This is a genomic window from Streptomyces sp. NPDC034103 (genome assembly GCF_055575395.1).
The window spans coordinates 143,971-160,977 of the sequence record NZ_JBVISS010000010.1 but is presented as its reverse complement, the minus strand read 5'-3'; the positions used below and the strand labels follow the sequence as shown (position 1 = coordinate 160,977).

Sequence of the window (17,007 nt, the reverse complement as noted above, 5' to 3'; positions counted from 1 at the left end):
AGATGACGAACGACGAAAAGCTGGTCGACTACCTGAAGCGCGTGGCGGCCGACCTCTACGAGACGAGGCAGCGCCTGCGCGAGGTCGAGGAGCGCGAGCACGAGCCCATCGCCATCGTCGGCGTCGCCTGCCGCTTCCCCGGTGGGGTGAGTTCGCCCGAGGACCTGTGGCGGCTCGTGGAATCCGGCACCGACGCGATCTCCGACTTCCCGGACGACCGCGGCTGGGACGTCGAAGACCTCTACGACCCCGACCCCGACGCCGTGGGCAAGACCTACCTGCGGCAGGGCGGTTTCCTCGACGGCGCCGGTGACTTCGACGCCGACCTGTTCGGCATATCGCCCCGCGAGGCCCTGGCGATGGACCCGCAGCAGCGGCTCACCCTGGAGTCCTCGTGGGAGGTCCTGGAACGCGCAGGCATCGACCCGATGTCGCTCAAGGGCACGAAGACCGGCGTGTTCGTCGGCGCCGCCGGCACCGGCTACCTCAACACCATGCAGCGCGTGCCCGACGGCGTGGAGGGCTACACCGGCGTCGGCTCCTTCGTCAGCGTCATCTCCGGCCGGGTCTCGTACACGCTCGGCCTGGAAGGGCCGGCCATCACCGTCGACACGGCCTGCTCCTCCTCGCTGGTGGCCCTGCACATGGCCGTGCAGTCGCTGCGCTCGGGCGAGTGCACGCTCGCCGTGGCCGGTGGCGTCGCCGTCATGCCCACCCCCTGGGTCTTCGTGGACTTCAGCCGCCAGCGCGGCCTGGCCCGCGACGGCCGCTGCAAGGCGTTCGCCACCGCCGCGGACGGCACCGCATGGTCCGAAGGCGTGGGCACCCTCCTGGTCGAACGCCTCTCCGACGCACGGCGCAACGGCCACCGGGTCCTCGCCGTCATCCGCGGCTCCGCACTGAACCAGGACGGCGCCAGCAACGGCCTCACCGCCCCCAACGGCCCCTCCCAGCAGCGCGTCATCCGCGCCGCCCTCGCCAACGCACAGCTGGCCGCCGACGAGGTGGACGCGGTCGAGGCGCACGGCACCGGCACCCCGCTCGGGGACCCCATCGAGGCCCAAGCCCTGCTCGCCACCTACGGCAAGAACCGCCCCGCCGACCGCCCCCTGTGGCTCGGATCCGTGAAGTCCAACCTCGGACACACCGCCCACGCGGCCGGCATGGCCGGCGTCATCAAGATGGTCATGGCGCTGCAGAACCACACCCTCCCGCGCACCCTGCACGTCGACGCACCCTCGCCCCACGTGGACTGGTCCCCGGGCACCGTCCAACTGCTCACCGACCAGGTGACCTGGCCGCGGAACGGCCGCCCGCGGCGCTTCGGCGTGTCCTCGTTCGGCATCAGTGGCACCAACGCCCACCTGATCATCGAGGAGGCGCCCCAGCCGGAGACCGACGACCCGCGGACCGGCGAAGGACCGCAGGCGAGCGCGGACCACGACGGGGCCACCGCCGGCACGGAGACCGGAACCGGGGCCGGCAAGGAGTCCGGCACGCTGACCGGGGCCCCGGCGGGCGACGAGCGGCCGCCCGTACCGCTGACCGCCCTGCCCGCAGTCCCGTGGGCGGTCACCGGCCGCACTCCGGAAGCGCTGCGCGGCCAGGCCGCACGCCTGGCCGCCTTCGTGGAAGAATCCGCCCCGGACGCCGCCGACCTCGGGTACTCCCTCGTCACCTCCCGCGCCGCTCTCGAACACCGCGCGGTGATCACGGCCCCCGACCGACAGAGCGCGCTGACCGCCCTGTCCGCACTCGCTCAGGGCGTCCCCACGGCCGACGCGGTAACGGGTGCCGTGTCCGGAAAGCCGGGCCGGGTGGTGTTCGTGTTCCCGGGTCAGGGGTCGCAGTGGCTGGGGATGGGGGCGGGGTTGTGGGAGTCCTCGCCGGTGTTCCGGGAGCGGCTCGCGGAGTGTGAGGCTGCGCTGTCGTCGTTGGTGGACTGGTCGGTGACCGATGTGGTCCGGGGTCAGCCGACGGCTGCGTCGCTGGACGATGTGGTGGTCGTGCAGGCGTCGTTGTGGGCGGTGATGGTGTCGCTCGCGGCGGTGTGGCGTTCGGTGGGTGTGGAGCCGGGTGCGGTGATCGGGCACTCGCAGGGGGAGATCGCCGCCGCTGTCGTGTCCGGTGGGTTGTCGGTGCGGGACGGCGCCCGGGTCGTGGTGCTGCGGGCGCAGGCGATTGCGGAGAGCCTGTCGGGCAACGGCGGCATGGTCTCGGTCGCGGCGAGTGCCGATCGGGTGCGGGAGTTGATCGCCCGGTGGGGTGAGCGGATCTCGATCGCGTCCGTCAACGGCCCTTCGTCGACCGTGGTTTCGGGTGAGCCGGGGGCTCTGGACGAGCTGACGGCCGCCTGCGAAGCCGAGGGGATTCGGGCGCGTCGTATCGCGGTGGATTACGCGTCGCACTCCCCGCAGGTGGAGTCCATCCGGGAGCAGGTCACCGAGGCGCTGGCCGGCATCGAGCCCCGTTCCGCTCAGGTGCCGTTCTACTCGACGGTGACCGGTTCGGTGATCGACACCAGCGGCTTGGACGCCACGTACTGGGTGACGAACCTGCGCCAGGAGGTGCGTTTCGACGCGACCGTCCGCGAGCTTCTGACGGACGGTTTTGGCTACTTCGTGGAGTGCAGCCCTCACCCGGTTCTGACGGTTGGTATGCAGGAGACGTTCGAGGACCACGCTGACGCCCAGGCCGCGGTCGCGTTGGGCACCTTGCGCCGTGACGAAGGCGGACCCGAGCGGTTCCTGACGTCCCTCGCCGAGGGCTACGTCCGTGGACTCACCGTCGACTGGAACGCCGTCTTCGCCGGCACCGGTGCTCAGCGGGTGGACCTCCCGACGTACGCGTTCCAGCACAAACGGTACTGGCTGGAGGCGGGCGCGCTTTCCCCGGCCGACGCCGGTGGGCTCGGGCTCGGCGCCGCCGACCACCCCCTGCTGGGCGCGACCGTGCAGGTGGCGGGCGGCGACCAGATGCTGCTGACCGGGCGGCTCTCCCTCCAGACCCACCCCTGGCTGGCCGACCATGCCGCCCTGGGCACCGTGCTCGTGCCGGGTGCCGCCTTCGCGGAACTGGCGCTGCGCGCCGCCGACGAGGCCGGGTGCGAACGGGTCGACGAGCTGACCCTCGAGGCCCCGCTGCTCCTGCCCGAACGGGGAGGCGTGCAGGTTCAGTTGTCCGTAGGCGCGCCCGACGAGGCGGGCCGCCGAGAAATCGCGGTCTACTCGCGACCCGAGGATTCCGGCAGCACGGACGACACCTGGCAGCGGCACGCTGTCGGAGTGCTGGCCGGCGACTCCGTACCCGCCGTGGAGTCGGGGCTCGGGGTGTGGCCTCCGGCGGGTGGCGTGCGCGTGGACGTGGAAGATTTCTACGAGCGGGTGGGGGACACGGGGTACGGGTACGGTCCCGCGTTCCGTGGCGTGCGGTCGGTCTGGCGCGTGGGCGGGGAGCTCTTCGCGGAGGTCGTGCTGCCGGAGGAGCAGGCGAAGGACGCGGGACGGTTCGGCATCCACCCGGCCCTCCTCGACGCCGCGCTCCACCCGGCCGCGCTGCTGCACGACGGTGACACCGCCGATGACCAGCTGCGCATGCCGTTCTCCTGGAGCGGAGTGAGCCTGCACGCGGTGGGCGCCACTACCTTGCGCGTCCGGATCAGCCCGGCCGGCGAGAACACGGTCACGGTGGCGATCGGTGACGCCACCGGCGCCCCGGTCGCCTCGGTGGACACCCTCACCTTGCGGCCCGTGACCCCCGAGGCGCTGCGCCGCGCCACCGACCCCGCACGCGACGCCCTGTTCCACGTGGACTGGGTGCCGCTGCGCACCGAGGACCAGGCCCCCGCCGACACGTCGGAGTGGGCCGCCGTGGGTGCGGACGGCCCCTTCGCCGCAGTGGCCGGACGCCACCACGCGGACCTCGCCGCCCTGCTCTCCGGGCTCGACGCCGAACTCGGCTTCGCGTCCGGATCCGAGTCGACCGGCGTATCCGGCCCCGAGTCCGCCTCCGCCCCCGGCACGGTCCTGCTCGTGCTCCAGGCACCGCCGCACGACGTCGACGCCGAGCTGCCCGCCCTCGTCCACCAGGCCACCGCCGACGCCCTGAACCACGTGCGGATGTGGCTGGACGACGAGCGGCTGGCGTCCTCTCGACTGGTGATCGTCACCCGTAACGCGGTCAGCGCGGGACGCGACGAGGACGTCGTGGACCTGGTGCACGCGCCGGTGTGGGGTCTGGTGCGGTCGGCGCAGTCGGAGAACCCGGGTCGGTTCGTGCTGGTGGACGTGGACGGTCATCCGGCGTCGACTACGGCATTGACGGCGGCCGTCGCCGGTGCGCTTGCGGCCGATGAGCCGCAGGTGGCCGTGCGCGAGGGCGCTGTCCTGGTGCCGCGGCTCGCCCGCACCGCGCCCGTCGATGACGTGCGGGCCGGCGACGCGGTGTGGGGTCCGCGCGGGACGGTGCTGATCACGGGTGGTACGGGGACGTTGGGTGGTCTGCTGGCGCGGCATCTGGTGGTGGAGCGGGGGGTGCGGCATCTGCTGCTGACCAGTCGCCGTGGTCTTGAGACGCCGGGTGCGGCGGAGTTGGTGGGCGAGCTGCGGGGGCTGGGTGCGCAGACCGTTGACGTCGTGGCGTGTGACGCGGCGGATCGTGAGGCGTTGGCCGGGGTGTTGGGGGGTGTGCCTGCGGAGCGTGCACTGACGGCTGTGGTGCATGCGGCCGGCGTGCTGGACGACGGTCTGGTGGGCTCCTTGGACGGTTCGCGGCTGGAGCGGGTGTTGCGGCCGAAGGTGGACGCGGCGGTTCATCTGCACGAGCTGACACGGGACTTGGGCCTGTCGGCGTTCGTCCTGTTCTCCTCCATCGCCGGTACCCTCGGCAACCCTGGCCAGTCCAACTACGCCGCCGCCAACGCCTTCCTCGACGCCCTCGCCCGGCGCCGTCGCGCCGAAGGGCTCCCGGCCCTGTCCATGATCTGGGGCTACTGGGCGCAGAGCAGCGACCTGACCGGACACCTGGACGACGCCGACGTCGCCCGCTACCTGCGCCTGGGCGTCACCCGGATGGGATCCGAGCAGGGCCTGGCCCTCTTCGACGCGGCCTGCGCGGCCGAACGCGGCGACGGCGCCCCGGTCCTCAGCCGCCTCGACCTCGCCGGGCTGCGCTCCCAGGCCAACGCCGGGGAACTCCACCCCCTGTACCGCGGCCTGGTGCGCGCCACCGCCCGGCGCACCGCCGCCGGTGCCGGCGACGACTCCGGAACGCTGCTGCGCAGGCTCGCCGGCTTGAGCGAGCAGGAGCAACTGCGCCTCCTGCTCGACCTGGTGCGCGAACGGGTCGCCACCGTCCTCGGCCACTCCGACGGCGAGAGGATCGACGTCAACCGCCCCTTCAAGGAGTTGGGTTTCGATTCCTTGACGGCGGTGGAGTTGCGGAACCGGTTGAACGCGGTGACGGGGTTGCGGCTTCCGGCGACGTTGGTGTTCGACTATCCGACGCCGTTGGCGTTGGCGGGGTTTGTGCGGGGTGAGGTGCTGGGCCTGGGGACCGGTGCGTCTCCGGAGACGTCGGCGGCCAGTGGTGTGGTGGCCGGTGGTGTCGGGGTGGATGAGCCGGTGGCGATCGTGGGGATGGCGTGCCGTTTCCCGGGTGGGGTGGGGTCGCCGGAGGGGTTGTGGGATCTGGTGGCTTCGGGCGGGGACGCGGTGTCGTTGTTCCCGGAGGGCCGTGGGTGGGATGTGGAGGGGTTGTACGACCCGGATCCGACGGCGGTGGGCAAGTCGTATGCGCGTGAGGGTGGGTTCTTAAAGGGGGCGGGGGAGTTCGATCCTGCGTTCTTCGGTATTTCGCCGCGTGAGGCGTTGGCGATGGATCCGCAGCAGCGGTTGCTCTTGGAGACGGCGTGGGAGGTGTTCGAGCGCGCTGGCATCGATCCGGCGACGGTGAAGGGGAGCGCGACCGGGGTCTTCGCCGGCGTCATGCACCACGACTACGCCTCCCGGGTCGAACAACTGCAGACCGAGACCGAGGGCTACGCCCTCATGGGCGCCTCCCCGAGCGCGGTGACCGGCCGCGTCGCCTACACGTTCGGCCTCGAAGGCCCCGCGGTGACGGTGGATACGGCGTGCTCGTCGTCACTGGTGGCGCTGCACCTGGCCGTGCAGGCCCTGCGGTCCGGCGAGTGCTCCATGGCCCTCGCGGGCGGAGTGACCGTCATGTCGACACCGACCCTCTTCGTGGAGTTCAGCCGGCAGCGGGGCATGGCCCCCGACGGGCGGTGCAAGGCGTTCGCCGCGGCGGCCGACGGCGCGGGATGGTCCGAGGGCGTCGGGCTGCTGCTCGTGGAGCGGCTGAGCGACGCCCGGCGCAACGGGCACCGGGTCCTCGCCGTGGTGCGCGGCAGCGCGATCAACCAGGACGGTGCGAGCAACGGCCTGACCGCGCCGAACGGCCCCGCCCAGCAGCGCGTCATCCGGGCAGCGCTGGCCAACGCACGGCTGACGGCTGCGGATGTGGACGTCGTGGAGGCCCACGGCACGGGCACCACGCTGGGCGACCCGATCGAGGCCCACGCCCTCCTGGCCACCTACGGCCAGGACCGTCCGGCGGACCAGCCGCTGCGGCTGGGCTCGGTGAAGTCCAACATCGGCCACACGCAGGCCGCCGCGGGCGTGGCCGGCGTGATCAAGATGGTGCAGGCCATGCACCACGGCGTCCTGCCCAGGACCCTGCACGTGGACTCACCCTCCCCGCACATCGACTGGTCCTCCGGCGCCGTGGAACTCCTGACGGATGCCGTCGAATGGACGACGGACGGAGAACGTCCGCGCCGCGCCGGGATCTCCGCGTTCGGCGCCAGCGGCACCAACGCCCACCTCATCCTGGAGCAGGAGCCCGAGGACCACGTCCCCTCGGCCACTGAGTCCGCTGTCTCCCCGGTGGACTCGCTGGTCGTCCCCTGGGTGCTCTCGGGCAGGACCGAGGCGGGCCTGCGGGGGCAGGCGGCGCGGCTGGCGGCGTTCGCCGGTGAGCGGGCGGAGGTGTCGCTGCCGGACATCGGGTGGTCGCTGGCGACGGGCCGGGCCGCGCTCGATCACCGTGCGGTGGTGCTGGCGGGTGACCGGGGTGCGGCTGTGGAGGTGTTGGGGTCGGTGGCGGAGGGTGTGCCGTCGGCTGGTGTGGTGTCGGGTGTGGTGTCTGGGGAGTCGGGCCGGGTGGTGTTTGTGTTCCCGGGTCAGGGGTCGCAGTGGGTGGGGATGGGGGCGGGGTTGTGGGAGTCGTCTCCGGTGTTCCGGGAGCGGCTTGCGGAGTGTGAGGCTGCGCTGTCGTCGTTGGTGGACTGGTCGGTGACCGATGTGGTGCGGGGTCTGCCGTCAGCTGCGTCGCTGGATGACGTGGTGGTGGTGCAGGCGTCGTTGTGGGCGGTGATGGTGTCGCTCGCGGCGGTGTGGCGTTCGGTGGGTGTCGAACCGGGTGCGGTGATCGGTCACTCGCAGGGTGAGATCGCCGCCGCTGTGGTGTCCGGTGGGTTGTCGGTGCGGGACGGCGCCCGGGTCGTGGTCCTGAGGGCGCAGGCGATCGCGCAGAGCCTGTCCGGCAATGGCGGGATGGTCTCGGTCGCGGCAGGTGCCGACCTGGTGCGGGAGTTGATCGCCGCGTGGGGTGAGCGCATATCGATCGCGTCCGTGAACGGGCCTTCGTCGACGGTGGTTTCGGGTGAGCCCGATGCTCTGGACGAGTTGATGGCCACGTGTGAGGGCGAGGGGGTCCGGGCGCGTCGTATTGCGGTGGATTACGCGTCGCACTCGGCCCAGGTGGAGTCGATCCGGGATCAGGTGATCGAGGCTCTCCAGGGCATCGAACCCGGTCCCGCTCAGGTGCCGTTCTACTCGACGGTGACCGGCTCGGTGATCGACACCAGCGGCCTGGACGCCACGTACTGGGTGACGAACCTGCGCCAGGAGGTGCGATTCGACGCGACCGTCCGCGAGCTGCTCACAGACGGCTTCGGCTACTTCGTGGAGTGCAGCCCTCACCCGGTTCTGACCGTTGGTATGCAGGAGACGTTCGAGGACCACGCCGACGCTCAGGCCGCGGTCGCGTTGGGCACCTTGCGCCGTGACGAGGGCGGATCCGAGCGGTTCCTGACGTCCCTCGCCGAGGGTTACGTCCGTGGACTCACCGTCGACTGGAACGCCCTCTTCGCCGGCACCGGCGCCCAGTGGGCGGACCTCCCGACGTATGCGTTCCAGCGTGAGTGGTTCTGGCTGCGTTCTGCGGCCGGAGCCGGTGCGGCGGACGTGTCGGAAGCCGGCCTCGACGTCACGGGGCATCCGTTGCTGGGTGCGTTGGTGCGGGTGGCGGCTGAGGATCGTGTGGTGTTGGCGGGGCGGGTGTCGTTGGGTTCGCATCCGTGGTTGGTGGATCACGCGGTGTCGGGTGTGGTGGTGGTACCGGGTGCGGCGTTGGTGGAGTTGGCGTTGCGGGCGGCGGACGAGGTGGGCTGCGCCGTGGTGGAGGAGTTGACGTTGGCGGCGCCGTTGGTGGTGCCGGAGCGTGGGGGGTTGCAGGTTCAGCTCTCGGTGGGGCCGCCCGACGAGACGGGACGCCGGGAACTCACCCTCCACTCCCAGCCCGAGCACTCCGGTCCCGAAGTGGCCTGGACGCGCCACGCCACCGGTGTCCTCGCGGACGGCGACCGGGAGGGCGGCCAGCGGCTGACCGCTTGGCCGCCGCCGGGGGCGGAACCGGTGGACGTGGATGGGTTCTACGAGCGGGTGGCGGCCAAGGGGTACGAGTACGGGCCGTCGTTCCAGGGGCTGCGCGCGGCCTGGCGGGCCGGCGACGAGGTCTTCGCCGAGGTCGCACTGCCCGACGAGGCGGTCGAGGAAGCGGACCGGTTCGGGATCCACCCGGCGCTCCTGGACGCCGCCTTGCACCCGGTCGTCCTGCTGAACGGCGCTTCCGCCGAGGACTTGGCGGAGCTCAGGCTGCCGTTCGCGTGGGGTGACGTGGCGTTGTTCGCGGTGGGCGCGCGGGTGGTGCGGGTGCGGGTGAGTCCGCTGGGTGAGGACGCGGTGTCGGTCGTCCTGGCAGACGCGGCGGGTTCGCCGGTGGCGTCGGTGGGTTCACTGGTGCTGCGTGCCGTGGACCCGCGCAAGCTGCGCACGGTCGACGACCCGACGAAGGACGCCCTGTTCCGGGTCGAGTGGAAGCCGTTGACCGAGCCGGGGGACGCCACGACCGCCGTTTCGCTCGCGGAGATCGGCGAGGCGGGGGAGCGGCTGACGGACGCGCCCGGCTTCCCGGACCTGGCGGCCCTGGCCGATGCGGTCGGTGCCGACGGGGAGGTGCCCGAGGCCGTGGTGGTCCGCCTCGTCGCACACCGGGACGGTGACGTGGCGGGTGGTGTTGCCGGGGCGGTGCGTGCCGTGGCCGCGGGGGCGTTGGGACTGGTGCAGGAGTGGCTGGCGCTGGACCGTTTCGCCGGGTCGCGCTTGGTCGTGGTGACGAGTGGCGCGGTGCCCGCCGGGGACGCGGGAGACACCGGGGACGGTGCCGACGCTGACGGCGCCGTGGATCTGGTGTCGGCTCCGGTGTGGGGTCTGGTCAGGGCCGCGCAGGCGGAGAACCCGGGCCGGTTCCTGCTCGTGGACGTCGACGACGCGGACGCCTCGCGCCACAAGCTCACGCACGCCGTGGCCCTCGCGGTGACGGACGAGGAGCCTCAAGTAGCCATACGCGCCGGGGACTTGTTCGTGCCGAGGATGGTGCGGGCAGGTGATCCCGGTGGGTCGTTGCTGCCTCCGGCCGACGCCGACGCGTCCACCGCTGACGTCGGCGCCGAGGCGTGGCGCCTGGGCACCACCGGTCCCGGCACGCTGGAGAACCTGGAGCTGCTGCCTGCTCCGGAAGTCCTCGAGCCGTTGGGTGAGGGGCAGGTGCGGGTGTCGGTCCGCGCGGCGGGCGTCAACTTCCGCGACGTGCTGACCGGCCTCGGCATGTACCCGGACCCCGACGCGTACCTGGGCACCGAGGGCGCGGGTGTGGTGACCGAGGTCGGTCCCGGAGTGACCGGCTGCTCCGTCGGCGATCGGGTGATGGGACTCCTGCCCGAGGCGTTCGGACCGGTGTCCGTCGTGGACCGGCGGCTGATCGCGCCCGTGCCCGAGGGCTGGTCGTTCGAGCAGGCCGCCGCCGTGCCCGTCGCCTTCCTCACGGCCTGGTTCGGCCTGGCGGATCTGGGTGGGTTGTCGGCGGGTGAGTCGGTGCTGGTGCACGCGGCCACGGGTGGTGTGGGGATGGCCGCGGTGCAGTTGGCGCGGTACTGGGGTGCGGAGGTGTTCGCGACCGCCAGTGAGGGCAAGTGGGACACCTTGCGGGAGATGGGCTTCGACGCCGATCACATCGCTTCGTCGCGGGACCTGGGCTTCGAGGAGAAGTTCCTGACGGTGACCGGCGGGCGTGGTGTGGATGTGGTGCTGGACTCGCTGGCGAGGGAGTTCGTGGACGCCTCGCTGCGGTTGCTGCCTCGCGGTGGCCGGTTCCTGGAGATGGGCAAGACCGACATCCGCGACCCGCGGACCGTGGAGCAGGCGCATCCCGGCGTCACCTATCACCCGTACGCCCTCACCGAGATTTCCTACGACCGCCTCGGCGAAATCCTCACCGAGCTGCGGGAGTTGTTCGAGCGGGGTGTGCTGGAGCCGTTGCCGGTGCGGACGTGGGACGTGCGCCGGGCGCCGGAGGCGCTGCGGTTCATGAGCCAGGCCCGTCACACGGGCAAGCTGGTGCTGACGGTGCCGCGCCCGTGGGACACGGCGGGCACGGTGCTCGTCACCGGCGGGACGGGAACCCTGGGCGGGCTGCTGGCCAGGCACCTGGTGGCCGAGCGTGGGGTACGGCACCTGCTGCTGACCAGCAGGCGCGGCCCGGACGCCCCCGGCGCCACCGAACTCATGCGGGAACTGCGGGAGTTGGGCGCGGAGACGGTGGACGTCGTGGCCTGCGACGCAGCCGACCGCGAGGCACTGGCCTCGGTGCTGGCGTCCATACCGGGCGAGCGCGCACTGACCGCCGTCGTGCACACCGCCGGAGCCCTGGACGACGGCCTGGTGGGTGACCTGACCCCGCAGCGGCTGGACACCGTCCTGCGGCCCAAGGTCGACGCCGCCCTCAACCTCCACGAACTCACCCGGGAAGCGGATCTCGCTGCCTTCGTCCTGTACTCCTCGCTCGCCGGCGTCCTCGGCAGTCCGGGGCAAGGGAGTTATGCGGCGGCGAACGTCTTCCTGGACGCGTTGGCGGGGGTGCGCCGGGCCCAGGGGCTGCCGGGTGTGTCGTTGGCGTGGGGTCATTGGGAGCAGGCCAGTGAGCTGACCGGGCGGCTGGAGGCGAACGACCTGTCGCGGCTGGCGCGTTCAGGCATCGTGCCGATGTCCGCGCCGTTCGGGCTGAGCCTGTTCCAGGCCGGTTGCCGGGTGGACGAACCGATGGTCGTCACGGCCCGGCTGGAGGTGGAGGCGTGGGCCTCGGGCGGGAGCGAGGTCACCCGCGCCCTGTCACGCGGCCTGGCCGCAACCAAGAATCCGCCCCGTCGGACGCGTGCCGCGGCTGTGGACGGTGGGCGGGCCGGTGGCTCGCAGCTGGGGCGGCGCCTGTCGGCGATGCCGCCGGCTGAGCGTGTGTCGCACCTGGTGGACATGGTGCGTGCTCACGTGGCCACGGTGCTGGGGCACGGTTCGCCGGCGGCGGTGGACCCGGGCCGGGCGTTCAAGGAGATCGGCTTCGACTCGCTGACCGCCGTGGAACTGCGCAACCGGCTCCAGACCGCGACCGGACTGCGCCTGCCGGCCACTCTCGTCTTCGACCACCCGACCCCCGAAACCCTCGCCGGATTCCTGCTGTCCGAGCTGCTCACCGACTCCGACAGTGACACCGACACCGTCACCGGCGGTGCCGCTGTCACCCGGGGGACCGGTGCCGAGACACCCGTGGACGACGACCCGGTCGTCATCGTGGCGATGGCCTGCCGCTTCCCCGGCGACGCGGACTCGCCGGAGGGACTGTGGGACCTGGTCGCGGAGGGCCGCGACGCCATCTCGGGCTTCCCGGCCGACCGGGGCTGGGACCTGGACCGGCTGTACGACCCGGACCCGGACCGCTCGGGCCGCAGCTACGCGCGGGAGGGCGGTTTCCTGCGGGACGCCGCGGACTTCGACGCCGGCCTGTTCGGCATCTCCCCGCGCGAGGCCCTGGGGATGGACCCGCAGCAGCGCATGATGCTCGAGTCCTCCTGGGAGGTCTTCGAACGCGCCGGCATCGACGCCGTGTCGCTGCGCGGCAGCCGCACCGGTGTCTTCGTCGGCGCGGTCACCACCGGCTACGGCCAGGACACCAGGCTCCAGCGGAGCGTGGAGGGCTACTCCGTCACCGGCAACGTGCTCAGCGTCGTCTCCGGCCGCGTCTCCTACGTCTTCGGACTGGAGGGCCCGGCCATGACCGTCGACACGGCGTGCTCCTCAGCCCTGGTGGCGCTGCACCTGGCGGCGCAGTCGCTGCGCTCGGGCGAGTGCTCGCTCGCCCTGGTCGGCGGTGTCACCGTGATGCCGAGCCCGTTCGGGTTCGTCGAGTTCAGCCGCCAGCGCGTGCTGTCCCCGGACGGCCGCTGCAAGGCGTTCGCGGAGTCGGCCGACGGCACCGGCTTCTCCGAGGGCGTGGCCACTCTGCTCGTGGAGCGGCTGTCCGACGCACGGCGCAACGGGCACCCGGTGCTCGCGGTGATCCGGGGCTCGGCGACCAACCAGGACGGTGCCAGCAACGGGCTCACCGCCCCCAACGGCCCCTCCCAGCAGCGCGTCATCCGTGCCGCCCTCGCCAACGCCGGGCTCACCCCGGCCGACGTGGACGCCGTCGAGGCGCACGGCACGGGCACCGCGCTCGGCGACCCCATCGAGGCGCAGGCCCTCCTCGCGACCTACGGCAGGAACCGTCCCGCCGACCGCCCGCTGTGGCTGGGGTCCGTGAAGTCCAACATCGGCCACACGCAGGCCGCCGCCGGGGCCGCCGGACTCATCAAGATGGTGGAGGCCATGCGGCACGGCGTCCTGCCGAAGACGCTGCACGTGAACGAGCCCACGCCCGAGGTGGACTGGTCGGCGGGCGCCGTGCGGCTGCTGACCGAGTCGGTGCGGTGGCCGGACACCGGCGGGCGCCCGCGCCGTACCGGCGTCTCCGCGTTCGGCATCAGCGGCACCAACGCCCACGTCATCCTCGAGGAGCCGCCCGCCGACCTGGCGGAGGACCGCGCACAGGACGAGCCGCACGACGCCGGCACCACAGACGGACCGGCGGACGCGCCCACGCCGGGCGGACCACAGCACGCGCTCACCCCGGACGGGCCCGAGAACCCCGGCCTCACCTCCGAGCTGGTGCCCTGGCTGCTGTCCGGCAAGAGCGACGCGGCGCTGCGCGCCCAGGCCGGACGGCTGGCCGCCCACCTGGAGGACCACGACGGACTGCGGACGCTCGACGTCGGTCACTCCCTGGCCGTGTCGCGGACCGTCCTCGAACACCGCGCCGTCGTCCTGACCGGACACGGTGAGGACGCCGGCCCCGGCCTGTCCGCGCTCGCCGCGGGGCTGCCCGCCGCCGGGACGGTGGCGGGTGTGGCGGATGTGCGGGGCCGGGTGGTGTTCGTGTTCCCCGGTCAGGGTTCGCAGTGGGCGGGGATGGCGGTGGAACTGCTGGACGCTTCCCCGGTGTTTGCTCGTCGTTTCGCCGAGTGTGATGCGGCGTTGGGTGAGTTCGTGGAGTGGTCGGTGACGGATGTGCTGCGGGAGGTTGCGGGTGCGCCGAGTCTGGAACGCATCGAGGTGTTGCAGCCGGTGTTGTTCGCGGTGAACGTGTCGTTGGCGGCGTTGTGGGAGTCGGTGGGTGTGGTGCCGTCGGCGGTGGTGGGTCACAGCCAGGGTGAGATCGCGGCGGCGTTGGTGGCGGGGGCGCTGTCGTTGCGGGATGCGGCGCGGATCGTGGTGTTGCGCAGTGCCCTGTTCGCTGAGCGTCTGGTGGGGCGTGGGGCGGTTGCTTCGGTGGCTTTGCCGGGGGGTGAGGTGCAGGAGCGTTTGGGCCGGTGGGAGGGCCGGTTGGTGATTGCCGGGCGTAATGGTCCCGGGGCGGTGACGGTGGCGGGTGAGGTGGCGGCGCTGGAGGAGTTCGTGGCGTCGTGCAAGGCGGATGAGGTGCGGGCGCGGGTGGTGGGTTCGACGGTGGCGTCGCACTGCGCTCAGGTGGATCCGTTGCGTGAGCGGATTTTGGAGTTGTTCGCGGATGTGGTGCCGGTGCGGGGCAGGGTGCCGTTCTATTCGACGGTGACCGGTGGGGTGCTGGACACGACCGGGCTGACGGCGGAGTACTGGTTCGCCAATGCGCGGCGGCCGGTGGACTTCGAGGGTGCGGTGCGGGCGCTGTTGGAGGACGGGTTCCGTTTCTTCGTCGAGTCCAGTGCTCATCCGGTGCTGGTCATGGGTGTCGACGCCACCAGTGACGATGCCGGTACCGATGCCGTGGCTGTGGGGACGTTGCGGCGTGACGAGGGCGGCCCGGGGCGTTTCCTGGCCTCGGTGGCGGAGGGTCATGTGCGCGGTCTGCCGGGGGTGGACTGGCGGGCCGTGTTCGCCGGGACCGGTGCCGCACGCGTGGACCTGCCCACCTACCCCTTCCAGCGCGAACGCTACTGGCTGGACGACCTCGCCGTGACCTCGGCGGACGACGACGGCAGCGCGGCCGACCCGGTGGAGGCGGAATTCTGGGAGGCGGTGGAACGCGGCGACCTCGAAGGTGTCGCCGCGGAGCTGGAGGTCGGCACCGACCGGCTCGGCGCCCTCCTGCCCGCCCTGTCGACCTGGCGTCGGCGCCGGCGCGAACGGTCCCTGGTGGACCGCTGGCGCTACCGCACCGTCTGGCGGCCCGTCGACACCCAGGGCACGCCCCGCCGCAGCGGAGGGGCCCCCGCCGCCCCCGCCCTCTCCGGACGCTGGCTCCTGCTCGTCCCCGCGAACCTCGCGGCGGACCCGTGGGCCGACGCCGCCGAACGGGCCCTGACAGGCCATGGAGCCGAGGTGGAACGCGTCACCCTGGACACCGCGGACGCCACCGACACGGCACTCGACCGGCTCGTCGGCCTGCTGCGCGACGACACCGCCGGCGTCCTGTCCCTCCTCGCCCTGGACGACGCCCCCCACCCCGACCACCCCGCCGTCCCCGCGGGCCTCGCCGCCACCCTGGCGCTGGCCCGGGCGATGGCCGGCGCCGGGACCACGGCACGGCTGTGGGCCGCCACCCGAGGTGGTGTGCTCACCGGCCACGACGACCCCCGGACGAGCCCCGGCCAGGCCCAGACCTGGGGCCTCGGACGGGTCGTCGCCCTGGAGGAGCCCGCGCTGTGGGGCGGCCTCGTCGACCTGCCGGACACCGCCGACGACACGGCCGCCGCCCGGCTTGCCGCGGTCCTCGGCGGCCTCCCCGCTCCCGACGGATACGGGGAGGAGGACCAGCTCGCGATCCGCCCGGACGGGGTCCACGCGGCCCGGCTCGTCCGCGCCCCGCTCGGCGACGAGACCGCGCGGCGCGCCTGGAAGCCCGGCGGCACCGTACTGATCACCGGCGGCACCGGGGGGATCGGCTCCGGCGTCGCGCGCTGGTTCGCCCGCAACGGGGCGCGGCACCTGCTGCTCACCGGCCGCCGCGGCCCCGCCGCGCCCGGCGCCGGAGAACTGCGCGCGGAACTGGAGGAGTTGGGCGCCCAGGTCACCATCACGGCCTGTGACATGGCCGACCGGGAGGCGGTCGCCGCCCTCGTGGCGGGCGTGCCGCGGGAGCACCCGCTCACCGCGGTCGTCCACGCGGCCGGCGTGCCGCAGGGCTACACCCCGTTCACCGACACCACGGCCGACGACCTCTCGGACGTCACCGCGGGCAAGGTGGCGGGCGCCGCCCACCTGGACGACGTACTCGCGGACACGCCCCTGGACGCCTTCGTGCTGTTCTCGTCCAACGCGGCCGTGTGGGGCAGCGGCGGACAGGCCGCCTACGCGGCGGGCAACGCGTACCTCGACGCACTCGCCGCGCGGCGTCGCGCCCTCGGCAGGACCGCCACCTCCCTCGCCTGGGGCGCCTGGGGCGGGGGCGGCATGATGGCCGCCGAGGGGGCCGCCGACTACATGGGCCGCCGTGGCGTGCTGGAGATGGCACCCGAGCCGGCCACGGCCGCGATGGTGCAGGCCGTGGAGCACGACGAGACCACCGTCGCCGTCGCGGACGTCGAGTGGGACCGGTTCGTCCTCGGCTTCACCGCACGCCGCCCCAGCCCGCTGCTCGCCGAGATCCCCGAGGTCCGGGCGGCCCTGCGCGAGGACGCGGAGGAGCCGGACACCGGGCAGGGCGCCGCCCGGGCCGCGCTCACGGGCCGGCTGGCCGCGATGACGGAGCACGAACGGCTCAGGACGCTCGTGGAGTTGGTGCGCGAGGAGGCCGCGGTCGTCCTGCGGCACGACGGCACCGACGGCATCCAGGGCGCACGGGCCTTCAAGGAGCTGGGCTTCGACTCCCTGACCGCCGTCGAGCTGCGCAACCGCCTCCAGGCCGCCACCGGCCTGCGGCTGCCCGCGGCCGTCGTCTTCGACCACCCCACGCCGGCCGCGCTCGCCACCCACCTGCGGGGCTTGCTGGTGCCGGACGACGCCCAGGACGGCACCGGCGCCGTACTGGACGGGCTCAAGGCTTTGGAGGAGTCCGCCGCCGCGCTCGCCGGCGGTGGTGACGGCACGGCCAGGATCGTCGAACGCCTTGAGGCGCTGGTGTGGAAGCTCCGCGACAACGGCGCGCAGGCCGCGACGGCCCCCGGAGACGACGCGGGTCCCGCGGGCGGCACCGACGACCTCGCGTCGGCCACGGCCGAGGACATGTTCGACCTGCTCGACCGCGAACTCGGCAACGCCTGAC

At 72.9% G+C, this 17,007-nt stretch carries 1 protein-coding gene; it reads left to right on the top strand.

Annotation, left to right across the window (positions count from 1 at the left end):
• The first annotated feature begins 2 nt into the window (after positions 1–2).
• Positions 3–17,006: a type I polyketide synthase gene (locus tag ACZ56U_RS23445; RefSeq protein ID WP_469085940.1), complete on the top strand. Its 17,004-nt coding sequence runs from the start codon at positions 3–5 to the stop codon at positions 17,004–17,006.
• Position 17,007 lies beyond the last annotated feature (1 nt).